We start from the raw sequence: 26,983 nt of genomic DNA on the forward strand, positions 1-26,983 counted from the left end.
TCAATGCAGCCTACATCCTGGTCCGATCGCCTCGTCTCCGCGGCACTCGCTTTGCTGGCATTCTGCTGCCTGACTGGCTGGAGCGTCGCCCATGCGCAGACGTTCACCCTCGTAGCCGAAGACAAGGTAAGACTGCGCGTCGTCGAATGGCGCTCATCGGATTCCCGCTATGCCAGCTGGGAAGCTCTAGACGGTGTCTATACCATCGACGATACCGGCGACCTGTCGATCCCGATCGCAGGCCATGTACAGGCGACGGGAAAGACGACCGAAGAGCTCGCCGATGCCATCGCTGGCGCACTGGCCGAAAAGGCCAACCTTCCCGGCAAGCCCTATATCGCCCTGGAAATTGCCGAGCATGCACCGATCTTCGTGACCGGAACCGTGCAAACTCCCGGGCGCTATCCCTTTGAACCCAACATGACTGTCATGAAGGCCGTCAGCATCGCCGGCGGCTTCCTGCGGGAACGCGAGGACAATACCTACTTCGAGCGCGACCGGATCCAGGCTGCCGGCGCCTACCGAACGGCCGTTCTCAACCGGCGCGATCTGTTGATGCGACAGGCGCGGCTCCGCGCGGAGATCGCCGGCGAGCAGAGTTTCGAGATCCCTGCAGAACTCTTGGGAACGGCCGATGTGGACAGGCTGAAGGCACAGGAATTGAACCTGATGCGGCTGCGGCGTGTCGATATCGATAGCCAGATCGAAGCGGCAAACGACCTCACCCGTCTCTATGGCCAGCAGGTCGAGTCGCTTGCGGCCAAGATCAGTTCGCAAAAACGGCAGATCGACCTTGCCCAGAAGGAACTTGATAACGTCAACAACCTGATGAGCAAGGGCCTGATAAGCAATTCCCGTCAGGTTTCGGTCGACCGCTGGGTGGCGGATGCGCAAGGCACGCTGATCGATCTCGAAGTCGCACTGACCACGGCCCGTCAGGGCCTCAGCGAAGCCGACCGTTCGAAGATCAACATCGTCAACAGGCAGAACAGCGAAAACCAGGAATTGCTCAACCAGGTCAATCTCGCAATCGGCAGGGCGGCGATCGATATCCAGGTGGCCCAGCTTCTGGGCGAACAGGCCGGCTACGACGCTCAACTGGCCCAGATCAATACCGACGCGCCGGGTCTCGGCAGAGCGCAGAAGAACTACAGGATCGTGCGTCGCAATGACGACGGGACCTCTCGCACCATCGCGGCGGACGAGCAAACCGCATTGCTGCCGCACGATCTCATCGAGGTCGGCTTGGACACGAATCTTCAAGCGCCATCTCCGCCGCCGCAGACCGCACCGCAGAAACAGAGCTCGACAGCCCCATCGTCCGTTGTGGCCGGGGATAATCGGCCGGCCGCCGGCTGGATATCGCCGACAGGATCGAATTAGGTGGCGGCTGTGATTATCGACGACATCGGCGGCTTTCGCCTCGGCCGCTCCCTCTCCGGAACGGGATCTGAAGCATGTCGATAGAACCGATCGGTTTCATCGTTCTGTTGCTCGGCGTGCTCAGCGTGGTCAACGGCGCGCGTTTTGCTATTACGATCCTCTGCCTGTCGACGCTGCTGGGAGCCGCGGCGGCTCTGCAATTGCCGGCGCTCGGCGGCAGCAGCATCCAGCCAAGCCATCTTCTGGTACTCTTTCTCGTTGTCGCAGCGCTGCTGCGCCCGGCTCAAACGCAGGCCCTCCTGGCCAGCATTGCCTATCCAGGCCCTGGCTTCTGGTTTGCCGCCTACATCCTGTTTTCCGTAGCATCGTCTTTCTTCCTGCCCCGCATCTTTGCCGGCGCGACCCTCGTTTACTCCTCGGCACGAGACGCCTCGGGCATGATGTCGACAGTGGCCGCTCCGCTGTCGCCGGGTTCGTCCAATCTCAGCCAGTCCGTCTATCTGCTCGGCGACCTCGCCTGTTTTGTCGTCGTCGCGGGGCTTGCGAGACTCGGATATGCCCGTTTCATTGCGCGGCAGCTGATCGTCGCGTCGATCGTCTGTTTTGCCCTGGCATTGATTGATATCGGAACCTTCCTGACCGGCCAGTCCTACCTGCTCGATGTCATTAGGAATGCGAATTATACCATGCATACGGCCGAAACGATCAGCGGCTTCAAGCGCATCGTCGGCCCCTTTCCCGAAGCAAGCATGTACGGCGCCGTCGCGCTGGCCTATTTTTCCTTCACACTCATGCTCTGGCTGGAGCGTGTTGAGAGCCGCCCGGCGGGACTTGCAACGCTTTTCATCGGCCCGACGATCGTCCTTTGCACGTCGACGACCGCCTATATTGCCGGCATGTTCGTCGTCTGCATGTTCGTGCTGTTCTGCCTGAAACGGCTGATCGGCGGCCCGGCCACGACCCCGCATGTCACACTCCTGGTGATCACGCTGTTCCTGATCCCTTGCGGCATCGTTGCCCTCAGCCTTGTCCCCGATGCGTGGGATTCCATCGTCGGCCTGGTGAACACCACGCTGTCGGACAAGCTGCAATCGCAATCCGGCGAAGAACGCACCGCCTGGAATACGCTGGCATTGATCGCATTCGTCGATACCGCCACCTTCGGCGCCGGGCTCGGCACGGTTCGAGCCTCGAGTTTTATCGCCGCATTGCTTTCCAATGTCGGATTAACAGGCACTCTTCTCTTCGCCACCTTCCTGTACAGCCTTGTAAGAGCGTCCGGCCGGCACATATCAGGCGATCGGCAGACGCACGCAATCGAAAACGCGGCGGTCATGGCATCGATCGGCCAGGTCGCCTCGGCGGCGATATCGGGAAGCGGCACCGATCTCGGCCTGCTGTTCAGCACCACGGCGGGCCTGGCGGCCGGGTGCCTGGCGGTAACCAATATCTCACCGCGACGCGCAACCCGATGGCTTGCCAACCGGCCCCCGCTGGAGACATCGACCTCTCTGATGAGAGCGCCGATGGTTTCGACACGATGATGCCCGCGCTCGAACTCCGCCCGGGCGCGGATTGGTCTGGTCACAGCATCGGCGTGTTCGCGCTGGGTCGGAGCCGGCCGGCCGCGTCGTGTCTTTCAAGGATCGCGGCTGGAAACAGCCCGTCTGCCGAGGACTCTAGGTCAATATCAGCCTTGCTGGCGCTCGCTGGTGGTCGCGACATTGTCTGCGACGGAATTATTTTGCCGCAGCCTGGCACTGCGGCGCAAAAGCCCCGACACGAACACACCCGCCAGATAGCCGATTTCCATGAGCACGAGGATGGTGAAACCGGAGAGGATCGCCGCGATCACGGAAGACCCATTGGCAAAAGCCACGCTTCCGAAGCCGATTGCCACGAGGAATGCAAAAATTGCGAAAGCCCAAGCACGGATGGAGGCCCCGGCGGCGATCGAAATTGCGACTGCCACGACTGTGGTGATCAACATGGCAATACCCCTTCCCTCTGCATTCCGACAAGGATCCCGGCACCGATGGTCGTACCGCGAAACAAGATGTCGAAACACAGCCTGGTGACAGGCAAGGCACTCTTCATGGTGAATATCTCAACAATGAACACACATAAGCCGCCGATGGCCAGATCCGATTCAGCCACGCCCGGACTGGACGCGGCTATATATACCGAACGGGGCCTTCATATGACAGACCCATCGGCTCAATTCACAACCGTTCCCTCGACGGGAACGACAATGCCGGCTCATTCGTATTGCGCACAATCGGAAGGATGATGACATGAACAATCAGTGCGTCGTCTACGTCACGGATGTCGAGTATTCATTTCCGACTATTCTCTCCGCACTTCAGGCTCGCAAATTCGCAAGCCCCGCGACCGATGTCTGCGTCCTCATGTCGGAACATCTCGATAATTTCGAAGAGCTGAAAGCCCTGCTTGCAACGAGCGGGGTCGACTTGATTGATGCGACGGAAGCGCTGCAGGAGTCGCTCGGCAAGCTCGACGGTTCGCATTTCCAGGGACGCATCAGCGTCAGCACTATGGCCAAGCTGGTCCTTTGCGAGATCCTGCCTGTCAACTATACCCAGATCATCTACCTTGATGGGGATACGCAGATCGTCAGCGATCTCGGGAGGCTGGAAAATGCCAGTGTGCCCGAGGGCAGGTTTTTCGCGGCGCGCGATTACACCGCGATCCACGACTTCCTCGACACTGGAAAGAGCAGCTACTATTTCAACGCAGGGGTCCTGAAATTCCATCGCAACGGCTGGATCGGGCAGGAGGCGCTTGAGCTTTTTGCTAGAAACCCCGAGGCCTGCGAGGGCAAACATGATCAGGGCGCGTTGAATTATGTCTGCGGTTCATCGCTCATCCTCGTTTCGAACCGCTGGAACTTTCCCAAACAGTTCCTTCATCTGGTGAACATGTCTTCCTTGTCGATCGTTCATTATATGGCGCATCCGAAGCCGTGGCATGGCACTTTCTTTCCTTGGACCGACCGGGAAAGCCAAGTTTACGTCGACCTGCGCAAAGCACATCCGATTTACAACGCGCTGTATCGCGGAATAAGCTTCGACCGTAAAATGCTCTATAAATACCGATCGATACGAGCCCGCATCGAACACGCAGTTGAGAAAGGCAGGCCCCATCCGCGGGTCCAGAGCCTGCTGGTCGGCGGCGACTACGCCGTATGATGGTGTGTTGTTCGTCAGACCTGAGGATTCTCCGCGTAAGCGATGTCGGGATTGCCGGCGGACGCGCAACTGTTCATCCATTCATCCCAGAATGGATAATGTTCAGGACACAATATGAGTTATAGCGCTTCCGCCGCCAGTATCTCGCATTACCTAAAAGCCCGCCTGCGCCGGACGCTCAAGGCTCGACAGGTTCGCTACGACCTGCTGCGCGGCGGGCTCAAGCAGGCGCGTCACGTCGTCATCTGCGTCATCCGCGACGAGGGGCACCGGCTGGCATTCTTCCTGCAGTATTATCGCGATCTCGGCTTCGAGCACTTCATCTGCATCGACAACGGCTCGACCGATGGCACTGTGGAGTTGCTGTCCAGCTTCGATGATGTCTCCCTTCTTTCGGCTCACGGCTCCTACAAGGCGGCGAGATTCGGAAACGACTGGATCAACGAAGTCATCAACCGGCACTGCCGGGAGAAATGGGTTCTCTATGTCGATGCAGACGAGTTTCTAGTCTATCCGCATTGCGACACACGGCCGATCGATCAGTTGACCGCCTATATCGATTCCACCGGTGGCCATTCGCTTCGCTCTGTCATGATCGACATGTACAGCCCGCATCCCGTTCTTGAAAACATATGCGAGCCCGGCCGCAATCCGATTGAGGTCTGCAATCTCTTCGACCGATCCGGCTATGTCGCGCATTTCGACAAACGCAACTGTACGATATGGATCAAGGGCGGCGTTCGCGGGCGCGTCTATTTCCACGACCGACTCTGGGACGGCCCCGCGCTGAACAAGATCCCGCTGGTCTACGTCCAGGGTGAACGTCTTTTTCTCAAGTCATCACACCAGGTCTGGCCGCTCTCTCTCAATCTGGGCGACATGCACGGAGCGCTCGGCGTGTCCGGCGCGCTTCTGCATTTCAAGTTCCTGTCGACCTTCGTGCACAAGGTTGCCGACGCGGCGCACCGATCCCAGCACACGGAGGAATATACCGTATATTCCTCGAGCAAGGACATGGACGACTTCGTCTATGACGATACGGGCACTTACAGAAGCTGGAAGGACCTCTCCGATCACGGGCTCATCCAGGGTGAAGGGTGGAAATACTGGCGGAATGCGTCAGAGAGCGAGGTCTGACGCTCGCAACCGCAACGGATGGGTCAAGTGGGGGATTGTCCAACAATCCAAAGTCCGCAGCGTCCCTTGCGCGCCCGAAAAGACGGGCAACGCTGTAGCGGCGGATTGTGGGAGTTTTCCGCCGTTTGCTCCTTTTATTTTATCAGAGCAAAGTTCAGGCGAGGGACGTCTCACCCTCGGCATAGGCTTCAAGCGCTTTCCGATTGAGAATACGGATTTTGCCTTGCGTCCCGTCGACCACTTTGCTCTCGCGCAAGCGCCGCAGGCACTGGTTGACCTTTTCACGCGAGGCCGGCAGCGTCGCGGCCAGGTCATGTTGGGAGATGATCAGTTCGTCGCCGTTGTTCTGCGCATCCGTTCGGTACAAGGCAGAAAGACGCAGTAACGTCCGTGCCAATCTCTGCCGCAAATTCGATCCGGCGTTGGAAATGATCCTCAGCTCGAGTTCGGAAACACGCGCCAGCGCCTTCGACAGGATCTTCACCTGGAATTGCGGATCGTTCGCACACAGGTCCCGCAGCAACCGGCCGTCGAAATAATGCAGTTCGCAGTCCGACGAGGCCCGATATTCCAGGCTGAGAGATTGCTTGCGCAGCACCTCCAATTCGCCGATCAAGCCGCCTTTCGGAATGATCTCCACGATAAACTCCCGTCCATCGGCAAGCGGGGTGCTTGCATTGATCATTCCGCGATGGACGCGAGCGAACATATCGATGAGGACACCAGCGCCGGCAATAACCTCACCGCGGCGAAATTTTCGAACACTCGTGCGGCAAAACGGAAACTCGTGATCCAAATCCGCCCGGCGGCCGTATTCATTACCTGCAGGTCCACAAGTAACCGCTTCGCCCGTTTGCAGAGCGCTTCCTCTAGTCCTGCCGCCTCGGATGTCAATCATCCCGTCCATTCGGAGTAACTCCACGCAGATTAATTGGGTTTACTGCTGCCGGAAACATTCGTAGTGGGTTAAATTAGAAAGTCAAATAATAATAATATAAAAATTTCGTGTTAAAACTATACATAAATATGACAAACCCTCATATTTGAATATCTTAAAATTGATATTGAATTCTATTGGAATGAAATTTCAGAAGCTATGTGACACTTTTTATACAATTAACGGCAGTTGCTTGCCGATAGAATAAATCAAGAAACATCGGGGATAAATGACAAACAAAAATAGATGTAATTAATATTTAAGATGCACCGTCCGTAGATAAATAACTATTTTAAGTATTCACAAGACTTTCTTTGGGATATAAATAAATTATTCACGATTATGACCTCGGTCACAGACATCAAACTTGGATTAAAACAAGCTTTGGCTGTGATTTCTGGGATTTGTCTAACGGAGACCCGGATGGCGGGAAAAAATCAGCGCATCAACGTAACCCAACCTTGGCGGGACTTTGCCGGAGCCCGGCAGGACAGGCATCCTTTCAACTCGTCACAATCCCATACGATCAGCAGAATTCTGAAGCGTGCGCTGGATATCCTCATTGCGGCAAGTCTCTTATTACTTCTGTCGCCGCTCCTTTTATCGGTGGCCGTCATCGTCCCCTTAAGTGACGGGGGCGCTATTTTCAATTCCCGTCGTCGGATCGGCTATAAAGGAAAAGAGTTTGGTTGCCTCAAATTTCGGACAGTGAGATCCGACGCAGCGGTGAACGGGCATGTGACGGTGATCGGCGATGTATTGGAGCGGTCAAACCTTGAGAAGCTTCCGCAATTGATCAACGTGTTGCTTGGCCACATGAGCCTCGTCGGGCCCCAGGCGATTACAAAGGAAGAGCTGCCGCGTTACGGTGAACATGCCGATGCCTATTTGTCCGTCCGTCCAGGCCTGACTGGTCATTGGCAAAACAGCGGGCGCAGCGACGTCAGCTCTCAAAATAGAGTTTCCCTCGATGTCGACTATCTGTCCAAATGGACGCTCGCGCGGGATTTCGTGATCATCGCAAAAACGGTGTTCGGCCTGCTTTCCCGGCATGCCTTGCTGCCCAGGCAAGACCTATGACGTTCTGACACCACGCATAGCGAGATAATCCTCGCCAAGGTCCTATCCCGCCGCAGTCATTACCCTATCCGTGAGGGCGTTTGCCGGTCACATGCGGGCGCTCGGCGATGGCGTTCTTTCTCCGGCGTTTTTGCACATGCGCCCACAATGAGAAGGCGAATAGCCCCGCCAGATAACATATTTCCATCAATGCAAGCAGTTCGAGGCAAGAAACGCTCGCTTCCCCAAAGGAAGAGCCGTTCAGCAGGATCACGACACCCCAGGCGGCGACCAGCAGAAATGCGAAAATTGCGAAGGCCCAGGCGCGAATTGTCGCTCCGGCGACGACGGAGACTGCAACCACGATGAGGGTGCTCTTCAGCATTAATCTGCTCCTCTCTTCACACCTCCTTCAAGCCGCGGTCAGCGCTGAAAGCATGACGAAACCTGAAGTCGAAACGAGGTTCGATTAAAGTATTTTATCGGTTATCGTTAAAATATCGCTAATACCGCCCAAACAAGTCGAATGAACCTCTGTCGTAGAATATTCGACTACTCATCCAGCAGGGGCGCTCTACGCCAAAAGCCAAGAAATTCGCAGGTATCGCGGCCGGGAAGAGTTAGGCATTTGCAGGCTTATACAGCAATCATTGATGCAAGCGCGGCATTCTCCAGTCGCACTCAATATTCGTCCCTTGGGGAAAAGATGGGGCAGCACATGGGTTTAGGATGAGCGCATATGTGCTCGCCGCGAGCCGGATCGCGCTTGCCGGGCAAGCACACGATCTCGACGGTGTCAACAATTGGCGACGGCCTACTCGAAATTCGGCATGACGACGGGCCGGCTGTTCACCCTTGATGATCGCCACACATAAAAAGCAGGGTTCGCGGCGATGGCGAACCCTGCGCATCCTCGAGCTGTACCCGGAATTGCCGGCCCCGAACCGGAAACCTATTTCGAAACCGCCCCGGCCAGCTGTCGTTTCGTGCCGCGTTGGAGGCTGAGGTTTTCAAGCCAGGTGACTTGTTTCCGCAATTTCAACGCCGGCTTTTCGATGAAGCTCCACGAGAAGGCAGCAAAGCAAGTGGCAACGATGCTGCAGACAATGCCATTCAACAGCCAGTTGTGCGCCCACGGCCCGAGCGCTACGAACGCCTGTTGGATGGGATAGCCATAGAGGAAGACGCCGTAGGAGTAGTCGGCCCCCCTGAGAACGCGAAGTTTGCGGGGTGAGGTCAGACCGAGGAAGACCGTAACATAGCCCATGGCCGGAATGGCAATGAAGTCCCCGAAGGAGGTGAACCAGTAGGCCCACAGGATCACGGCCACCGACGCGCGGAAAATTCTTAGATCCCACAGCACCTTGTCCTTGTAGAGATAAAAGGTCACGCCCACGAGAAAAGCACAAATGAGCAGATTGCCCGACGCGGTCGTGGGCATCGTCGCCCAATCACTTTCATGTTTCCAATACCTTGCAATACCGAAAGCGATGATCAAAGCCGGCGTTGCGATAAGGGCGATCACACGCCGCCTGACCACGCCGAGCAGAAAGAGCACGGCGATCACGGCATAGCACTCAAGCTCGAAGGGCACCGTCCAGAGCTGCCCGTTTACCATCGCGGCATCAGGATTATCCAGGAATACCCCGGGGAGATTGAAGTGAATGTGCCCGGTGACGTTCAGCAGGTAGGTAAAGAACTGAGGATCGGTGAAGTAGTCACGCAGGTCATACTCTGTATAGATCGCTCCGAGTATAAAGGCGGCCAGCAACACCTCCACCGCGAGAGCGGGGTAAATCCGGATAAATCGGTTCCCGAGAAAGGAGATCAATGTCTTCGACCGTTCAAGACTGCCGGCCACCAGGAACCCGCTCAGGACAAAGAACATGGGCAGCACTGACTTGATGACAGGCCGGAAGGGTGATTCCCAGAGAAAAAGGTCATCGCCGTACGTGACGCGGGCCGTATGGATCCAAAGCACTGAAAAGGCTAACAGTAATCGCATGTAGTCGAATCCTGTCGGTCGCCCGTTCGCTAGATCAAGCTTTTCGCCGAGAAACATCTGTGCCCCTTTCAGAAGTATTGACGCTGTTTGGAATGGCGCTCTGTTGTCACAGAGCAGCTGCAACATCATTGCCGGATCGGCGCCGCGTGTCAGTGACCACAGGTACATCAGGAAAAAATTGAACGAGAGAGCACGCCTCTCCCGACGACGAGATAGCTGAGCGTCAAGCCCATGGCCCTGTGCTTCCCGAGGCGCCATGCGACGGTCGGAGTGGAAATCCAGGCAATCGGGCGGCGGATTGGATGAGGAACTATGAAATTTCTGGCCACCCTGTTCTGTATTGTTCTCGCCCTTATCGGATCGGGGCTGATCGGCGGCGGCGTCTGGCTGCTCAGCCTTGGCGGCTCACCCTATTATACGATCGTCGGGCTTGCCTATCTGGTGGCAGCACTTCTGCTGTGGCGCCGGAAGACATCTGGCGGCCTCATCGTCCTGGCTGTCGCCATCCTCACCCTTCCCTGGGCGCTATGGGAGTCGGGTCTCAATTTTTGGGCGCTCTTTGCACGGTTGATGTCCCCGATTGCGCTGGCGGGCTTTGCGCTTCTCTTTGCGCCGTCGCTTTCACCTACCGCCAACCGGAAGCTCTTCTATGGCGGCGCCTTGGTCAGCGCTCTCGTCTTTGTCGCGGGTTTCGGTCTCAGTTTCGTGCCGCATGGGATCATCCGTCCCTCCGCCGACATCCCCGCCTACAAGATCGCCAAGGGCGACAACTCGCCCTCCGACTGGACATCCTATGGGCGCAGCACGGCAGGAGATCGCTATTCCCCATTCGATCAGATCAATCGGGGCAATGTTGCCAAGCTCGATCTCGCCTGGACATATCGCAGCGGGAAAAGCGAAGGCGCCGACCAGAACACGCCTCTGCAGATCGGAGATACGGTTTACACCTGCACACCGACAGATGTGATCGCAGCACTTGATGCGGATACCGGCAAACCCCGCTGGACCTTCGACCCCAAGGCGTCAGCCCCCTATTGGCAGCGTTGCCGCGGCCTTGGTTACTACAAGCTACTGCAGGAGGCCCAATCCGCCGATGGTCTTTGCAACGAGCGCCTGGTGCAGACAACGATCGATGCCCGCCTTCTGGAGATCGACAGCAAGACCGGCGCGCCCTGCAAGGGCTTCGGCGACGATGGCACCGTGCTGCTTTCCCAGGGTATGGGTGAAGTCAAATCAGGCTATTATTTCCAGACATCGGCGCCGCTGATCGCCCGCAATCTGATCGTCGTCGGAGGCTGGGTCATCGACAATCAGGAGGTTGGCGAACCCTCGGGCGTCATCCGCGCGTTCAATGTCGTCACCGGCAAGCTCGAATGGGCATGGGACCTCGGCAATCCCGAGATTACCAAACTTCCGCCGGAGGGCCAGACCTATACGCGGGCCACGCCCAACATGTGGACGACGGCCGCGTTCGACGACAAGCTTGGTCTGATCTATGCACCGCTCGGCAATACCACCCCGGATTATTACGGCGTCAATCGCCCTGCTTTCGCCGACCAATACAATGCCACATTGGTAGCGCTCGATGTCACGACGGGACGGGAGAAATGGAAGTTCCAGACCGTGCATCACGACATCTGGGACTATGACCTCCCGGCTCAACCGGTGCTGATCGACCTGCCTGATGCCAATGGCACCAGCGTGCCTGCTCTCCTGCAGACCACCAAACGCGGGCAGCTTTTCCTGCTCAACCGTCAGACCGGCGCACCGCTTGCCGAAGTTCGGGAGAAGCCGGTGCCGCAACACGGCGGCGCGCCGGAGGAGAAACTGTCTCCGACACAGCCCTATTCCGTCGGCATGCCGACAATCGGTGCGGACCGCGTGACCGAACAGACGGCCTGGGGCCTGACGATGTTCGATCAGCTGGCCTGCCGCATCGCCTTTCGAAGGATGCGCTACGACGGCGATTTCACCCCGATCGGCACCCAATATGCGATCCAGCAGCCGGGAAATCTGGGTGGCCTCAACTGGGGCAGCGTATCGGTCGATTTGCCCAACAACCGCGTCTTCATGAATGATATTCGCGTGCCCAGCCTTTTCGCGCTCATTCCGCGCCAGGACTACGTCGATTTTGCCCTCACGACGACGGCACACGGCCCCTCCGCCCCGCAGCGCGGTACGCCCTATGGCATGGCCACCGAAATGTGGACCTCGAGGCTCCGCGTTCCCTGCACGCAACCGCCCTTCGGCACCGTGACGGCGGTGGATCTGAATACCCGCAAGATCGCTTGGCAGGTTCCGGCCGGGACCGCCGAGGAGCTCGGGCCGTTCAAGCTCAAAACCAAACTGCCGATGCCGATGGGCCTGCCGAGTTACGCCGGTACTTCGGCGACCGCCGGCGGCGTCGTGTTCTTCGCCGGCTTCCAGGACTATTATATCCGCGCCTATGATGCCGAGAATGGTACCGAGCTCTGGAAATATCCCCTGCCGGTCGGCTCGAGCGCGACGCCCATGACCTATGTCTCGCCGAAAACCGGCAAGCAATATGTCCTGATATCGGTCGGCGGCGCACCCTATTCGACGGATGCTGGCGACTACGTCTTTGCCTTCTCTCTGAAAAACGGAGATTAGCCTGGCCACCGGGCCGCTCCTCGGCCAAGGCAATCGGGATTTGCGGCGGCCCAGGCACTCATTTCCTTCACGCATGTGCTCGACTACATCAACGCCTGGAGCAACGATCCGGAGGAGTCGCTGCGGATCGGGCTGGATCTCGCGCAGCAGGCCGTGGAGATGGCCGAGGAACAGCCGAACGGCCACTTCGCGCTGGGCATGGCTTGCATGTGGAACCGGGAACTGGACCGGGCGCGCGCAGAAGTGCTGCGCGGCCTCACGCTTTCCCCCAACTCCGCCGAACTCCTGATGCTGATGGCCCATATTCAGATATTTTCCGGCGATCCCGCAGGCGCTCTCGAAACACTGAATGCATCCATGCGGCTCGACCCGCACCATCCGGAAATTCTTTTCCAATTTCTCGCCGATGCGCACTTTTCTCTCGGTGAATATGAGCAGGCAATTGCTGCGATCGAGCAGCGGCTCCAACACAACGCCCAATCGGAAACCGCCTATGCCCTGCTCGCGTCGTGCTACGGCCACCTCGGCCGGCCTGAGGAGGGCCGACGGGCATGGGAGAAAGCGCTCCAGATCAATCCCAATTTCTCCGTCGAACGCCGCCGCCGCGTCCTCCCATTCCGCAACCGCGAGGATTTTGGCCGCCGCGTCGAAGGACTCCGCAAGGCAGGCTTGGTTGTCCCGGATGTCGGCCAATGCTGACGGAAACTGCGGCTCGGACCATTTCCAACATGATACCACTTCGGGCAACAGTAATGGCAACGGCACGACACCTGCTGTAAGATAACGGTTAAGGATCGGACACCCGGAAAGAGCTGGCATGGAGCGCCGTCTTGCAGCAGTGCTGATTGCGGATGTTGTCGGTTACAGCCGTCTAAGCGAGATCGACGAAGAGGGAACGCGTATCCGCTTCCACACCGACCTCCACGAACTCTTCGAGCCGAAGATCGCCACGCATCACGGCCGCCTGATCAAGACCATGGGCGACGGAATTCTGGTTGAGTTCCATAGCGTGGTGGACGCCTTGCGCTGCGCCGTCAAAATCCAGCAGCAAAAGGCGGAACGCAATGCGGCCCTGCGTCCCGAGCAGCGGATGCTTTTCCGCATCGGCGTCAATCTCGGCGATGTCATCGTCGAAGGAGAGGACATCCACGGAGACGGCGTCAACATAGCCGCACGCCTGGAATCTCTTGCCCAGCCCGGCGGCATTTGCATATCCGGCACCGCCTTCGATCATACGGTACACAAGGCCGATGTCGGCTTCTCCGCTCTCGGTGAGCAGCAACTGAAGAACATAGTCGATCCGGTTCGCGTCTATCGTGTTCTGCTGGATCCCGCTGAGGCAGGCAAGGTCGTCGTCTCCCATCGGCCCCGCCACAGGGCGATCATCCTGGCGACGCTTGCAGCGCTGCTGATCGCGACCGCTGCGATTGGCTTCGCATGGCAGTGGCCGTTCGTGCTGCAACGTCCATCCGTCGCGGTGCTTCCTTTCATCAATCTGAGCAACGACCCCGGCCAGGATTATTTCACCGATGGCATGACTGACGGCCTCATTGCCGATCTGACCATGCTTTCGGACATTGACGTCATCGGCCATAACTCGGTGTTTGCCTATAAAGGCAAGCCCCTGGTTTTGGCCGACGTCGGACGCGATCTCGGCGTGCGCTTCGTCGTCGAGGGCAGCGTGCAGCGGATAGGCGACCAAATCCGCGTCAATGCACAACTGATCGATGCCGCAAGCGGCGACCACCTGTGGGCCAACCGGTTTAATCGCAGCGCGGCGGATGTGATGGCCATGCAGAACGAGCTGAGCCGGCAGATCGCCGCAGCGCTCGGCCTGAAACTCACGCGATCCGAGGCGGAGCGGATTACCCGTCCGCCGACAGCAAATCTTGAAGCATACGACTACTACCTTCGTGCCGAGCAGGCGACGCGGACGGGCCGCCGTTCGCGGCTGCTCGAAGCACTGGCGCTTTTTGACAAGGCCGAAGCGCTCGACCCCGGTTTTGCAGAGGCCTTCGCGGCCGACGCGCACGCGACCGCCTATGTCTGGCGAAGCGCATATGACGACGTTCTCCAGAGCGCGCTGGCCCGAAAAAGGGCCTACGAGAAGGCAAGCCGCGCCCTGGCGCTCGACCCGGTTCTTTCATCGCCATACGCCGTTCTAGCCGTCATGCAGGTGGTGGACCGCCGCTACGAGCAGGCGGTCACCTCGGCGCAGCAGGCAGTGTCGCTCGGAGCTGCCGATGCCGAAGCGCACATGGCCTTGGCCTATGTCCAACTGTTCTCCGGCAATCATGCCGAAGCCGCCGCGGCCGTCGAGACGGCGCTCAGGCACGATCCGAACCTCTCCGCCATCAACCGATACACGGCTGGCCTGGTCTTCTATTTGCAGCGCGACTACACGAAGGCTATCGACAATTTCCAACGTGCACGAGACGGTTCGCCGGGAAATGGCGATTTCGTGACCCCGCTCGCTATGGCCTATGTCCGCGCCGGCCGCCTCGATGACGCCCGTGCGACCGTTACTGAGGGACTTCGCTTTCTGGCTGGGCGCGATTCCCTGGCGGGCTGGCGTATCAGCAATGCCCACTTCCGCAACGAGCAGGATTTGACCTCTATCATCGATGCCCTGCGCGAGGCCGGTCTGCCGGAATGGCCGTTCGGTTTCAAGGGTAACGAGCAGGACCGGCTGCACGGCGACGAAATCGCAAGCACCGTTATGGGCAAACTTCTGCGGGGCAAAACCGAGCCCTCAGGAAGCCCTGCACTCATGCAAATCGAACCCAACGGCAAGGCGGCATTCCGCTCGGCGACGCAGATGATCACCGGGACGGTTTTCGTCAATGACGACATGCTCTGCGAGCAGAGCGAGAATGCATTTGGACGAGCCGATTGCGGCCCGGTCTACAAACCTGCAAACGCGCCCGATGAAACCAGCTATGCCTATGTGAACTCCACCAAGGTCTTCTATTTCTCGCCCGTCAAATAGTCGCGTTCCATCTGCGTCAGTGATATTGATCCCGCTCGAGATCGGCTGCGACCTTCGGCCAGTTGCTATCGGCTTTCGGCACTGCTTCGGCCACATGAGCGGCAAACTCCTCTGCCGATCCTTTGTCGTAGACCAGGTAAAGCTTGCCATCGATGATCTTGAATGCCTCCGGATCGACATTGATCGTGACCGACCCGAGAGCCACCTCGCCCGCGCAGTAACCGCCATACTGGGGCGCATATTTGATCGGCTCGCTGATGAACATTTCGCGGTGTTTGGCATTGGCGAACAGCCACGGCGTCCCCAGCCATTCGTGGGAGAACTCCTTGGAACCTTTCACCGCTTTGCCTTCGGTGAAATAGGCGACAGGGTCGTATCCCATGATTGCCACGCCGCCGAAGTACCCCGTATTAACCGAGTCGTCGGCGAAAGCTCGCGATCCGCCGACAGCGGCCAAGCTCAGAAGGAACACCGCCATAGAGCGACCAATTCCCCGCGCACTGTTTTCGGTCCTTGAACACATCTGCGCCTCCTGTTCAATCGTGGATTTCGATGCACTTGGCGTAACCTTCCTCGCCGAGCCGGCTGGCCGGAGGGCACGACGCGCCGTGCCGCTTGAACAGTCGCACGATGTCCATGTTGCCTTTCCAGACCGCACGCGTGATCGGCGTATAACCGTGAACCTCCGCATGACCGACGTCAGCCCCCTCGGCGAGAAGAAACGCGGCAAGAGCGACGTGGTTTTCCTCACCGGCCACCATCAGCGGCGTCACACCCGCTTTATTGGCCGCGTCGTCGAGCGTCGCGCCATGGTGGAGCAGCAGCTTGCTGATCGGCAAGCTGCCGGAGAAAGCCGCGGCATGAAGCGGCGTAAAGCCGCCCGAATTCCGAGCCATGACATCAGCACCTTTGCCGATGAGCAATTCGGCTATGGCGAGCTGGTCTCCGAGTGCGGCGTTGATGAGAGGCGTTGCCTGGTCGCGTGCCCGGCTGTCGACATCAGCGCCGCCAGTCAGAGCCTCTTCGACGGCGGCGGCGTTTCCGGTTGCAACGGCATCGAACAAGGGGCTCCCCGCAGCGGCTATTGTCGCTGTGAAAATCAACACCACCGATGCAAGCAGCTTACGCATGGCTCAGCCCCCGAAGGTAGCCTGAGAAAATAGCACAAGCCGCGGGTTTTGGGTAGGCACAGAGCACCCTGAGAGCTTGAACTTCCCTGCATCACGTTATTGGCAACGCGTCAGCCAGGCAGGATACAAACCGCTATCGCGACCACCGTGCTATGATCTGGTCGGTATTTGCCAGTGCCTTGCGGACCGCGTTGCGCGCCATGGCCGGCCGCTGCAATCGGATGCTTTTCTCAATATTTTCATGAAGTTTCAGCGCGTATCGCAAATTGTCTTCCTCTCGCGTGACATGGGCAAAGAGGTGGTTCAGCGCCGACTCGATCAATACACCGAGCGGCACCAGCAGATCATTTCCGGAGGCGCGTAAGATCGCGATGTGAAATCGTGCATCGGATTCCGTTCGCTGCTGGAGCGACGTCGCCTGATCCATGTCATGCAGGGCCTGACTGATCGCATTCATTTGCTCCTCGGTCCGGCGCTCCGCAGCCAGTGCCGTGGCTTCCGGCTCGATCATATGCCTGAGTTCCTGCACGGCCCTCAGAAAGGCTTCACGATCGGGCGATGCGGCATACCAGCCCAGGACATCTCGATCCAACAGGTTCCAACGTTCCTTGGGTTCGACCCAACTGCCGATTTTCGGGCGGGAAGACAACAGGCCCTTGGCCATCAACATCTTGATGGCTTCGCGCACCGCCGACCGGCTGACTTCGAAGACCTCAGACCATTTTGCCTCGTTCGGCAGGATCGTGCCCGGCGGGTAGTCGCCGCGCACAATTCGCAGCCCGATCTCGCCGGCCAGAGACACATGAACACTCGCCCCGGCCATGCGGGGAGAATTTGGGCGCCTTGTGGTGGCCGAGCGGTCAACCGTCACCGTGTCGACCGGAGCCGTCGGCTTTCCCGATTTCTTGTCAGGCATTTACCTACTGCCTCAGCATTCTTTCGACTGTCTGCGCGTACTATCAAAACAATCGTAATAACGAGGAAGTCGCCTGCGATTGACTCCGCCAAAAAGCGCGGAATCCAGAGCGCGTCAAGCCCTACGGATCTTCCGATCCGCCTCATGAGGACAGTCAGCGGCACCCGTGAACCGGGCGCCGCCAAACCGCGAACCTACTTTTGAATGCAGGTGTCGACCGTATCCTTGGTGCACTCGTCGAGCCCGGTGAACACCGGATCTTCAACCGGCTTGCCGGCAATCAGATCCATCATGACCGAAGGCGCCTTGTAGCCCATCTCGAACGGCCGTTGGCCGACGAGCGCAGTCACCAGGCCTTCTTTCGCAATGGCAACCTCGTCGCCGATCGTGTCGGCGGCGCCAATGACGAAATCGTTGCTGGCGATCTTGTCGGCCATCGGCTTGAACAGGTCGCGATAGGGTTGCGGCGCACCGAACAATGGCCAGCCACCCATAATGCCGAATGCGTCCAGGTCGGGATTGGCGGCCAGGATATCGGTCATTGCCTGAACACCCTTGGCACCGTCGTCATTGGTGAACACCGGGCAGCCGGCGACCTCGGTCCAACCGCCCTCGCCTTTCAGCGCGGTCAGGCCCTTCTGACCAGTGAGCGTGTCGCGCATCCCTTGTGCGCGGCGGAGAATATTGTCTGCTCCCGGATTGCCTTCGATCGTGCAGATCTTGCCGCCCTTCGGCTTGGCCTTCTTGATGTACTCCCCGATGCGGGCGCCCATCAGATAGTTGTCGGTGCCGAGATAGGTCTTGCGCAACGCTGCATCCTCGGCGGCAAGATCGGCATCGAGCGTCATCACCGGAACCGCCGGATTGGCGGTCTTCAGGGTCTGGGCGATGAGTTTTGCATTCGACGGCGAAATTGCGATTGCAGCCGTGTCTGCTTTGCCCAGCATATCCTGAACGATCTGCGCTTCGCCGGCTTCATCGGATGTCGATGCCGGGCCGGTGTAGAAGCACTCGTATTCCGCAGTCGGGTTCTCCTTGTTCCATTTCTGGCAACCCTGATTGATTGCTTCGAAGAACGGATTGTCGAGGCCTTTGACGACGATGACGAGTTGCTTCTTGGCCAGGGCCTGCCCGGCGGTCAGTGCGAGAACTGCGGCTGTCAGTAATAATGCCTTCCTCATAGTTTCCTCCCTTGAAACAGACGGACACGGCATGCCCGCCATACGAAATCAACCCGGATACCAGACGATGCGAGGCTCCTCCTTCGAACGCTCATATTGCCATGCCGAGTCGATAAGCATTTCGAGATCGTAGTCTGGCCGCCAATCCAGCAGGTATTTCGCTTTGCTGTTGTCCATCCAATTGGAATGGAAGCGGCTTGGTATCTCGACAGAACCGAGATTGCGCGTGCGCAAGAGGTAGGCGGCGACATCAGCATAGTCGACGGGTCGATCCATGCAGATATTGAAGAGTTGCCGCTCCGCCCGCGGGTTGTCGATCGCTGCCAATATGGCCGATACGAGGTCATCGACATGCACGAAGTTGCGTTTCAGCGGTCGCCCGTCAGCGTCGAGCAGCAGCGGCACTGTCCCCATGGCCGCATAGCGGCGCGCCGCCTCTTCCGGCACGAGCGTCTTCCAGTCCGGGCCGCCAAAGACGTCGTCTCCAAAAGACAGCGAATACTTGAAATCGTCCTTTTCCATGATCCAGGGCGCGCGCAGACAACAGCCATTGAGGCCATATTGGATGCCGAACTGCTCCAGCATGACCTCTTCCAGAACCTTGGAGAGCGCATAGCTTCCGGGATAAGCACAATGGGGGACTTTCTCGGTGATCGGGCCGTCGTGGCGATAGTGGAAATGCCCGATGCCCGCATCGCCGCCGATCAGGATGAACTGGCGTGCCGTCACGTTCGTCCGGAACTCCTCGAGCAGCCAAAAGAGACCTTTGACCGTGACATCCATGATATCTTCAGGTGTTTCTTTGCATGTGGCGAGGTGCACGACGTGCGTAACGTCTTTGAGCGCCGCTGCCACCACATGACGATCGGCGATCGAACCGCGGATGACCTCGACACGGTCGGTCTCATCGCACAAACGGTTATGACAAAGCGCGCGGATACGGGCTTTGGAAAATCTCGGATCGTCAAGCAGCCCAGCAATGAAGCGCCGCCCGACCTTGCCCGTTGCACCGGTCACAAGGATCAGCATGCTCTCTCTCCCACTGATAGCTAATATTCGGGCGCCGCTCTCGTCAAATGATATTTGTCTGACAAAACAGATTTTTGCGATAATAAGGCCGATGCTCCGGACAATGAGTTGACGCTGTCGCTGGGTTTTGCGTAAATATTCCCAATCGCTTTTCCTGGGAGGAGATTGGAAGAGCGAACTCGCTGGAGCCTCGCGTCGAGATACGCGACGGAGAGCCTGTAGTTTTGGGAGGCCAGAAGGCTGGTGGCGGTTCTTGAACTCACCAATATTTCCAAACATTTCGGCGCCATCCAGGCCGTCAACGATATTTCGTTTTCGCTTGAAGCAGGGCAGGTTGTCGGCCTGATGGGCGATAACGGCGCCGGCAAGTCCACATTGGTCAAGATGATCGCCGGCAACTTTCGACCGAGCCACGGAACCATGCGCCTCGACGGCGCCGATCTCGTGCTTCATCGGCCGAAGGAAGCACGCCAGCATGGCATCGAGATCGTTCACCAGGATCTGGCGCTCTGCAACAACCTGACGGCGGCGGCCAATGTCTTCCTCGGACGAGAATTGCGCCGCGGCATATGGCCTCTTCGCATCCTCGACTACAAGGCCATGTACAAACGCGCCGGCGAAATATTTCGCGAACTCAAATCCGAGACGCGGCCCCGCGATCTCGTCAAGCAAATGTCGGGTGGTCAGCGGCAAGCGGTAGCGATCGGCCGCACGATGCTGTCGGAAGCGAAAATCGTGTTGATGGACGAGCCGACAGCAGCCATTTCAGTGCGGCAAGTGGCCGAGGTTCTCAATCTGATCCGCCAATTGCGTGACCGGGGCATTGTCGTTGTCCTGATCAGCCACCGCATGCCCGACGTCTTTTCGGTCGCCGACCGCGTGATCGTCATGCGGCGGGGCAGAAAAGTGGCCGACAAGCAGATTGCGGCAAGTTCGCCGGAGGAAGTAACGGGACTGATCACCGGCGCCATCGAACAAGTGTGATCGATGCTATCCGTTGCAACAGGAAAGAAGGTCGACGATGGCAATGACACTTGACCAGACGATCGGACAGAGGCAACGGGGCTGGCTGGCATCGGTCTTCAGCGGCCAGACATTCTGGGTGCTGATTGCGGTCATTCTCGCCTGCATTTTTCTGTCGATAGCGACGGACTCCTTTGCGACCGCGAAGAACATCTATAACATCACCCGCAACGTCACTTTCGTCGCCATCATCGCACTCGGCATGACGCTTGTTATCATCACCGGCGGCATCGATTTGTCCGTCGGTTCGGTGCTTTGCTTGTGTAGCATGGTGCTGGCGGTCGTCATGCACGCGGGATACAGCATCGAAGTCGGCATCGCCGCCTCGATCGGGACTGCTCTTCTGGTGGGAGCTTTCAACGGCGTATTGATCGCCTATCTCGGTTTCCCGCCTTTCGTCGTCACCCTTGGCATGTTGTCTATTGCGCGCAGCCTTGCGATGGTAGCATCCAACAACACCGTCGTTTTCCAGTTTGGTCCCGACCACGATAAGCTGCTGGCGCTGGGTGGCGGCGCCTGGGTTTTCGGCATCGCCAATCCAGTGCTTTACATGGTCGTGCTGGCGCTCATCACCGGCTTCGTGCTGCGCTGGACCAAGTTCGGCCGCTATGTCTTTGCCATCGGCGGCAATGAGCACGCCGCGACATTGACGGGCGTTCCGGTGCCGAGGATCAAGGTCATCGTCTATATGATTTCTGCCCTGTCCGCGGGGGTTGCCGGCATCATTCAAACCGGCTGGCTCGGCGCTGTCACCACAAATATCGGCGCCGGAATGGAACTTCAGGTCATTGCCGCCGCGGTTATCGGCGGCGCCAATCTTGCCGGCGGCGTCGGCACCGCCTTTGGAGCCTTGGTCGGCGCCGCACTTATCGAGGTCATCCGCAACAGTCTTGGCCTGCTCGGCATCAACGCATTCTGGCAAGGATGCTTTATCGGTGGGGCAATCGTGCTCGCCGTGCTTTTTGACCGACTTCGCAACTTGCGACAGGGCGAGTAGGCGAATCCGGCCTCTGAGAGTGAGCCGGCACCTGCAGTGGCGACATCGTGCGCCGGCTCATAGATTTATCGCAGCTTGCCGATGGCCGGAGCCTTCATTTCTTCCCGTCCGCCAGCACCTCTTTCCGCCGGCGGCGCGGCAGGAGCGATTTGAAGTACCGCCACGTCGGCGAGATAACGAAGCCTACGACCGGAATTGTGATCAAGCCGACGACAATGCCGACGATGCCCGCGCCTGCGGCCTCGACGACCCAGCGCAGCACGGACGCCAGAACGGGAATGGCATGCGCGACCATCTCCCCGGCATTATGGATCAGATGCGCAAGGCCGCCTACTCCATAGGCTTCCAGGCCGTGAACGATAATGCCGCCACCGACCCAGATCATCGCAGCCGTTCCTACAATGCCGAGCACTTTCAGAAAATAAGGCATGCCGGTGACAAGCCCTCGTCCGACTGCGCGCAAGAACGGACCTGTCGGAGGCGCCGTCCGCGCCCGCGCCATCATCAGACCCAGATCGTCGGCCTTTACGATCAGCCCTACGCCACCATAGACCATGACCGTTATACCCAGTCCAACGACGGCAAGTATGAAGGCCTGCGTGAATATATTGCCTGACGGCAGCGCGCCGAGCGTAATTGCCATGATTTCCGCTGAGAGGATGAAATCCGTCTTGATCGCACCGGCGACCTTCTGGTCTTCGAGCGATTGCGCATCGAGGCTTGTTGTCTCAAGTGCCGATTCATGGGCGTGGGCTGCATGCGGCAGCACCAGCGCATAGACTTTTTCCACGCCCTCGTAGCAGAGAAAGAGTCCGCCGATCATAAGTAGCGGGGTGATCGCCTGCGGTGCGACAAGGCTCAGAATAAGCGCTGCGGGAAGCAGGATCAGAAGCTTGTTCTTCAACGAACCGAGCGCGATCTTGCCGATAATAGGCAATTCGCGTGCTGCCGAAAATCCGGTGACGTAGCGTGGTGTGACCGCCGCATCATCGATGACAACGCCTGCCGCTTTCGCGCCGGCCTTGGCTGCTTGGCCGGCGATATCGTCAAGCGAGGCCGCAGCCACCTTGGCCAGCGCGGCGATATCATCAAGAAGGGCGATCAGGCCAACACTCATTCGAGCCTCCGTTGGGAAGACAGACTTACATAACGAAAAATGGAAAACCCGTTATCCAACGACCTCGAGGCGAGACGTGGCATTCTCCGCCGGGAAGATGCCACGCACAGATCGCAACGGCAATGCAGTTATTCGGCCCGTTACAAGACGGTGGACAAGAACCGACGCAGAGCCTCAGCAATGTAACCACGATAAGGCTCGAACTCCTCTGTGGTCGTCATTCTAATGACGCGGCTAAAGTTGAAGGCGAACTCGATCGGACGGAGGATGACGGCAATCTCAAAAATGCGCTCTAAGTTTTCCGGGGTTTCGACATCAAGCCAGATTTCGAAATAGGCGTCTTTCAAGTGCTTATAGGCAAGTGAATTGGCATCCAAGCCATGGTTTCGAACAGCGCTGTCTAGGAAACCTGCCAAGGAGAAGAAGGGGGGTGCGAAATGACGGCATCACCCCAGTCGTTGATAAGCGCGCCGTCTGCCTTCACAAGAACGTTGTTGTCGTGAAAATCGCAATGCTCCAGCGTATCGGGTACTTTGAATCCGGCAAGTGCACGGCAAAGGCGGCGGATATTTTCACCGGTCCCTTGCAACTTCTCAATTTCGGCCGCGCTTAACCCTTCCCGCTCCAGCAGGACTTCATCATGAACCAGGCCATCGTAAAGGTCTGGAAACACGGTTGTGCGCCAGTCATCCAGTCCCAACGCAAGAAGCGGCTCGACCTTATGAGAGAAAGTCCGCTGAATCCTCGCATATCGACCAAGGAGCTTTCCGACGAACTGCGGATCATAGGACCTCTTCAGCTTGTTACGAAGAGGTTCACCACCATCAGACATGAGGAATGCGCCAATGGCTTGGTTTGCTGCCACGACCGAAGGAATATCGGACGGAAAGCGCTCGGCCAGATGGACCATCAACGCCGCCTCACGCGCGTAGGCGGGCGCGCTCCATTTCAGATACACGTTTCCCCGGTCGGTATTGAGACGATAGATTTTCGACCACGGCACGGCACGTATCAATTCCGGCGCAGCCAACACGTCATAGGCATGTGCAGCCAACCATTCTTCCGCCCAAATGGTTTCTGAATCCATCATGAGGGCTATAATTTCGCCGGCCATCGCTGGTGAGCATGCATGACGGTGATAATCTCGATGTCCCTCCCGACTCGGTAAGGGATGATGTAGGGAATATCGGCCAACACCACTTCGCGCGTGCCCTTGATGCGCCCCGGCCGGCCACTTGCAGGTAAGTCCGCAAGCATATCCGCCGCCGTAACGATTCTGGCGACCACGCGTGCTGCCGCATCGGGATTGTCATGCTGGATATAAGCGCCAATTTCATCGAGCCGCCGCAACGCCCGAAACGTCCAGCGAATACGTTTCCCGCTCATGGTTGACGGGCGGACTTGACGTACTTTCCGACGACCTTCGCCACATCTTCGGCGCTGGCAAATTCGCCGCGATCGGCCTCAGCCAATCCGGCCTCGATCTCGGCAAGCTGCCATTCCTGCTGTTCAACGAAAGCCTCAATGGCCTCAGCAGCCATGTAGGCGCGGGAGCGATCCAGCTTTTCCGCGATCTGAGTAAGCTTGCTCGCGGTTTCATCCGAAACACGCACGGTAAACGCGGCAGTCATGGCCTCTAAACTTCCTTAGTTCACTTTGAATATCAGTGAACCAAAGCGGTTCGTCAAGGTTCTGCTCATGAGAGAGGGCTTTCAGTTGGACACCAAATGGGCCAGCCCTGGTGTTTGGCGACGATCTCGCCACTCTCCTTGGTCTTGCCGCGAGCCGGTTTAAACCGGTCGCGTCACCGCTCCTAGGGCTTCACCGCCCGGGCATGGATTTGCGCCAGCCAATCCCGCTTGTGTGCCAGGGCTAAAACGACTTCGGCCTCCCGAGGGAGGCTGAAAAAGTCTTTATTATCAAGGAATTTGGTTTCGTTGGCAGGCTTTATAGTTTCTGTCCCGCTTTGTCGGCTTCGCCTTCTTGCGGGCCTCTGACGAGGCGTTAACTCCTCGACCCATTACCAAACAAAAAGCCCGCTTTGCAGCGGGCCTTTTTTGTTTGGTTGCGGGGGCAGGATTTGAACCTGCGGCCTTCAGGTTATGAGCCTGACGAGCTACCGGGCTGCTCCACCCCGCGGTATTATTTTACAGCAGAAAGGGCCGCTTGAGCGACCCTTTTGTGACGGCGATGGGCCGTTAGTTTGATCAGAGAAGATTTAAGTTGCGTTTTGCAGACCTGGCAGCGACCTACTCTCCCGCGTCTTAAGACGAAGTACCATGGGCGCAGGGGCGTTTCACGGCCGTGTTCGGAAAGGGAACGGGTGCAGCCACCCCGCCATAACCACCAGGTCGGCAAAGCGCAACTTTTGTTTTGAGAAGCTGGCAGGCGTTAGCCTGTTTTTTTTGAACACGTCTTACCTTTCGCAAGGCACCGTCGGCCAGAGGCCGCAAGCGCAAAGCGCGTCGCCAATCGTTTGGCGCGCCGTCCGCAGCGCTTTCAGCGCGTGAGGACAGAAGGTCAAGCATCATCAGCCTCTGGCTGATGAGCATAGTCAATGAGAACGATCAAGCCGATCGAGCTATTAGTACCGGTAAGCTTCATGCGTTGCCGCACTTCCACACCCGGCCTATCAACGTGGTCGTCTTCCACGGCTCTGATAGGGAATACTCGTTTTCAGGTGGGTTTCCCGCTTAGATGCCTTCAGCGGTTATCCCGTCCATATATAGCTACCCTGCTATGCCCTTGGCAGGACAACAGGTCCACCAGAGATATGTCCATCCCGGTCCTCTCGTACTAGGGACAGATCCTGTCAATATTCCTACACCCACGGCAGATAGGGACCGAACTGTCTCACGACGTTCTGAACCCAGCTCACGTACCGCTTTAATTGGCGAACAGCCAAACCCTTGGGACCTGCTCCAGCCCCAGGATGCGATGAGCCGACATCGAGGTGCCAAACAACCCCGTCGATATGGACTCTTGGGGGTCATCAGCCTGTTATCCCCGGCGTACCTTTTATCCGTTGAGCGATGGCCCTTCCACGCGGGACCACCGGATCACTATGACCGACTTTCGTCTCTGCTCGACTTGTCAGTCTCGCAGTCAGGCGGGCTTATGCCATTGCACTCGACGACCGATTTCCGACCGGTCTGAGCCCACCATCGCGCGCCTCCGTTACTCTTTCGGAGGCGACCGCCCCAGTCAAACTACCCACCATACACTGTCCCGGACCCGGATGACGGGCCGCGGTTAGACATCCATGACGATAAGGGTGGTATTTCAAGGATGGCTCCACGGAAACTGGCGTCCCCGCTTCAAAGCCTACCACCTATCCTACACATGCCGACACGAATGCCAGTGTAAAGCTATAGTAAAGGTGCACGGGGTCTTTCCGTCTGACCGCAGGAACCCCGCATCTTCACGGGGAATTCAATTTCACTGAGTCTATGTTGGAGACAGCGGGGAAGTCGTTACGCCATTCGTGCAGGTCGGAACTTACCCGACAAGGAATTTCGCTACCTTAGGACCGTTATAGTTACGGCCGCCGTTTACTGGGGCTTCGATTCAAAGCTTGCACCTCTCCTCTTAACCTTCCAGCACCGGGCAGGCGTCAGACCCTATACGTCGTCTTGCGACTTCGCAGAGCCCTGTGTTTTTGATAAACAGTCGCTACCCCCTGGTCTGTGCCACCCCATCATACTTGCGTAAAATGGGGTCACGCTTCTTCCGAAGTTACGCGTGCAATTTGCCGAGTTCCTTCAACATAGTTCTCTCAAGCGCCTTGGTATACTCTACCTGACCACCTGTGTCGGTTTCGGGTACGGTCTATACGGTGGAGCTATTTCCTGGAACCGCTCCGCTGCCCTGATAATCCAATAAACCAGAACAACTTGTGCAATCCGTCACTACCACCAGGCCCACGAATATTAACGTGGTTCCCATCGACTACGCATTTCTGCCTCGCCTTAGGGGCCGGCTAACCCTGCTCAGATTAACTTTAAGCAGGAACCCTTGGTCTTTCGGCGAGAGGGTCTCTCACCCTCTTTATCGTTACTCATGTCAACATTCGCACTTCCGATACCTCCAGGAGCCCTCACGGGTCTCCCTTCATCAGCTTACGGAACGCTCCGCTACCACTCCTCAAAGAGGAATCCTCAGCTTCGGTGCATGGCTTCAGCCCCGTTACATTTTCGGCGCAAAGACCCTTATTTAGACCAGTGAGCTGTTACGCTTTCTT

23 protein-coding genes, 1 tRNA gene, 2 rRNA genes and 1 pseudogene (1 of these 27 only partly in view) are annotated in these 26,983 nt (G+C 57.9%); 10 read left to right on the forward strand and 17 right to left on the reverse strand.

Features of this window, described 5'->3' with window-relative positions; all coding sequences use genetic code 11:
• Positions 1-3: 3 nt before the first annotated feature.
• Both PO860_RS16195 and PO860_RS16200 read left to right on the forward strand, forming a co-directional pair.
• On the forward strand, positions 4-1,383 hold the full coding sequence (locus PO860_RS16195) for a polysaccharide biosynthesis/export family protein (protein WP_272781761.1): 1,380 nt from the start codon (positions 4-6) through the stop codon (positions 1,381-1,383).
• Positions 1,384-1,457: 74 nt separating this feature from the next.
• Complete coding sequence (locus PO860_RS16200) at positions 1,458-2,927, forward strand: hypothetical protein (RefSeq protein ID WP_275032217.1); 1,470 nt, start codon at positions 1,458-1,460, stop codon at positions 2,925-2,927.
• A 146-nt stretch (positions 2,928-3,073) separates the two neighbouring features.
• On the opposite strand, the gene PO860_RS16205 is transcribed toward PO860_RS16200, so the two are convergent.
• Positions 3,074-3,373, reverse strand: a complete 300-nt coding sequence (locus PO860_RS16205; protein WP_272781759.1) for a hypothetical protein — start codon at positions 3,371-3,373, stop codon at positions 3,074-3,076.
• Between the two features lie 304 nt (positions 3,374-3,677).
• Between PO860_RS16205 and PO860_RS16210 the strand changes: the two genes are divergently transcribed.
• Both PO860_RS16210 and PO860_RS16215 read left to right on the forward strand, forming a co-directional pair.
• Positions 3,678-4,592, forward strand: a complete 915-nt coding sequence (locus PO860_RS16210) for a glycosyltransferase family 8 protein (protein WP_275032220.1) — start codon at positions 3,678-3,680, stop codon at positions 4,590-4,592.
• A gap of 114 nt (positions 4,593-4,706) precedes the next feature.
• On the forward strand, positions 4,707-5,729 hold the full coding sequence (locus PO860_RS16215) for a glycosyltransferase family 2 protein (RefSeq protein ID WP_183607737.1): 1,023 nt from the start codon (positions 4,707-4,709) through the stop codon (positions 5,727-5,729).
• A 154-nt stretch (positions 5,730-5,883) separates the two neighbouring features.
• Here the strand turns inward: PO860_RS16215 and PO860_RS16220 are convergent, their stop codons facing one another.
• The gene (locus PO860_RS16220) at positions 5,884-6,636 is read right to left on the reverse strand and encodes a Crp/Fnr family transcriptional regulator (RefSeq protein ID WP_272781757.1); all 753 of its coding nucleotides are present in this window, start codon (positions 6,634-6,636) and stop codon (positions 5,884-5,886) included.
• Between the two features lie 453 nt (positions 6,637-7,089).
• On the opposite strand from PO860_RS16220, the gene PO860_RS16225 reads away from it, so the two are divergent.
• Complete coding sequence (locus PO860_RS16225) at positions 7,090-7,746, forward strand: sugar transferase (protein ID WP_272781756.1); 657 nt, start codon at positions 7,090-7,092, stop codon at positions 7,744-7,746.
• Positions 7,747-7,810: 64 nt separating this feature from the next.
• Here PO860_RS16225 and PO860_RS16230 read toward each other — a convergent pair whose 3' ends face one another.
• Positions 7,811-8,110: a hypothetical protein gene (locus PO860_RS16230; RefSeq protein WP_183607734.1), complete on the reverse strand. Its 300-nt coding sequence runs from the start codon at positions 8,108-8,110 to the stop codon at positions 7,811-7,813.
• A 567-nt stretch (positions 8,111-8,677) separates the two neighbouring features.
• Entirely contained in the window at positions 8,678-9,787 is a 1,110-nt protein-coding gene (locus PO860_RS16235; protein ID WP_275037898.1) for an acyltransferase family protein, read from the reverse strand.
• Between the two features lie 255 nt (positions 9,788-10,042).
• Between PO860_RS16235 and PO860_RS16240 the strand changes: the two genes are divergently transcribed.
• The 3 genes and pseudogenes from PO860_RS16240 (at position 10,043) to PO860_RS16250 (ending at position 15,350) form a co-directional block, all read left to right on the forward strand.
• Entirely contained in the window at positions 10,043-12,361 is a 2,319-nt protein-coding gene (locus PO860_RS16240; RefSeq protein WP_272781755.1) for a membrane-bound PQQ-dependent dehydrogenase, glucose/quinate/shikimate family, read from the forward strand.
• A 39-nt stretch (positions 12,362-12,400) separates the two neighbouring features.
• Positions 12,401-13,060: pseudogene (locus PO860_RS16245) on the forward strand (tetratricopeptide repeat protein); the annotation flags it as partial.
• Between the two features lie 118 nt (positions 13,061-13,178).
• On the forward strand, positions 13,179-15,350 hold the full coding sequence (locus tag PO860_RS16250; RefSeq protein ID WP_273884607.1) for an adenylate/guanylate cyclase domain-containing protein: 2,172 nt from the start codon (positions 13,179-13,181) through the stop codon (positions 15,348-15,350).
• Positions 15,351-15,366: 16 nt separating this feature from the next.
• Here PO860_RS16250 and PO860_RS16255 read toward each other — a convergent pair whose 3' ends face one another.
• The 5 genes from PO860_RS16255 to PO860_RS16275 form a co-directional block, all read right to left on the reverse strand.
• Positions 15,367-15,828, reverse strand: a complete 462-nt coding sequence (locus tag PO860_RS16255) for a YHS domain-containing (seleno)protein (RefSeq protein ID WP_183607731.1) — start codon at positions 15,826-15,828, stop codon at positions 15,367-15,369.
• Between the two features lie 58 nt (positions 15,829-15,886).
• Complete coding sequence (locus PO860_RS16260; RefSeq protein ID WP_273884608.1) at positions 15,887-16,480, reverse strand: ankyrin repeat domain-containing protein; 594 nt, start codon at positions 16,478-16,480, stop codon at positions 15,887-15,889.
• 133 nt (positions 16,481-16,613) lie between these two features.
• Entirely contained in the window at positions 16,614-17,396 is a 783-nt protein-coding gene (locus PO860_RS16265; protein ID WP_183607729.1) for a FadR/GntR family transcriptional regulator, read from the reverse strand.
• A 194-nt stretch (positions 17,397-17,590) separates the two neighbouring features.
• Positions 17,591-18,577: a substrate-binding domain-containing protein gene (locus tag PO860_RS16270; protein ID WP_183607728.1), complete on the reverse strand. Its 987-nt coding sequence runs from the start codon at positions 18,575-18,577 to the stop codon at positions 17,591-17,593.
• 48 nt (positions 18,578-18,625) lie between these two features.
• Positions 18,626-19,606 carry an NAD-dependent epimerase/dehydratase family protein gene (locus tag PO860_RS16275; protein WP_183608329.1) on the reverse strand — a complete coding sequence of 327 codons (981 nt, stop codon included), beginning with the start codon at positions 19,604-19,606 and terminating at the stop codon, positions 18,626-18,628.
• A 243-nt stretch (positions 19,607-19,849) separates the two neighbouring features.
• Here PO860_RS16275 and PO860_RS16280 point away from each other — a divergent pair, with 243 nt between their 5' ends.
• Together PO860_RS16280 and PO860_RS16285 are read left to right on the forward strand one after the other, a co-directional pair.
• The gene (locus tag PO860_RS16280; protein WP_183607727.1) at positions 19,850-20,590 is read left to right on the forward strand and encodes an ATP-binding cassette domain-containing protein; all 741 of its coding nucleotides are present in this window, start codon (positions 19,850-19,852) and stop codon (positions 20,588-20,590) included.
• 37 nt (positions 20,591-20,627) lie between these two features.
• Positions 20,628-21,626, forward strand: coding sequence for an ABC transporter permease (locus PO860_RS16285; protein WP_183607726.1), 999 nt, complete (start codon positions 20,628-20,630; stop codon positions 21,624-21,626).
• A gap of 94 nt (positions 21,627-21,720) precedes the next feature.
• Here PO860_RS16285 and PO860_RS16290 read toward each other — a convergent pair whose 3' ends face one another.
• The 8 genes from PO860_RS16290 to PO860_RS16325 form a co-directional block, all read right to left on the reverse strand.
• The gene (locus PO860_RS16290) at positions 21,721-22,743 is read right to left on the reverse strand and encodes a DUF808 domain-containing protein (RefSeq protein WP_273884609.1); all 1,023 of its coding nucleotides are present in this window, start codon (positions 22,741-22,743) and stop codon (positions 21,721-21,723) included.
• 140 nt (positions 22,744-22,883) lie between these two features.
• On the reverse strand, positions 22,884-23,120 hold the full coding sequence (locus tag PO860_RS16295; protein ID WP_273884610.1) for a hypothetical protein: 237 nt from the start codon (positions 23,118-23,120) through the stop codon (positions 22,884-22,886).
• Positions 23,121-23,143: 23 nt separating this feature from the next.
• Entirely contained in the window at positions 23,144-23,833 is a 690-nt protein-coding gene (locus PO860_RS16300) for an aminoglycoside phosphotransferase family protein (protein WP_273884612.1), read from the reverse strand.
• 5 nt (positions 23,834-23,838) lie between these two features.
• Positions 23,839-24,129 carry a type II toxin-antitoxin system RelE/ParE family toxin gene (locus PO860_RS16305; RefSeq protein WP_183607723.1) on the reverse strand — a complete coding sequence of 97 codons (291 nt, stop codon included), beginning with the start codon at positions 24,127-24,129 and terminating at the stop codon, positions 23,839-23,841.
• Positions 24,126-24,374, reverse strand: coding sequence for a CopG family ribbon-helix-helix protein (locus PO860_RS16310; protein WP_183608328.1), 249 nt, complete (start codon positions 24,372-24,374; stop codon positions 24,126-24,128). The genes PO860_RS16305 and PO860_RS16310 overlap by 4 nt, the downstream gene beginning before the upstream one ends.
• 431 nt (positions 24,375-24,805) lie before the next feature.
• A tRNA-Met gene (locus PO860_RS16315) sits at positions 24,806-24,882 on the reverse strand.
• Between the two features lie 97 nt (positions 24,883-24,979).
• Positions 24,980-25,094 (reverse strand): 5S ribosomal RNA (gene rrf, locus PO860_RS16320).
• A 212-nt stretch (positions 25,095-25,306) separates the two neighbouring features.
• Positions 25,307-26,983, reverse strand: a 23S ribosomal RNA gene (locus PO860_RS16325); it runs 1,210 nt beyond the window's last position.

The organism is Rhizobium binxianense, assembly GCF_028994275.1.
In the GTDB taxonomy this organism is placed as follows: domain Bacteria; phylum Pseudomonadota; class Alphaproteobacteria; order Rhizobiales; family Rhizobiaceae; genus Rhizobium; species Rhizobium binxianense.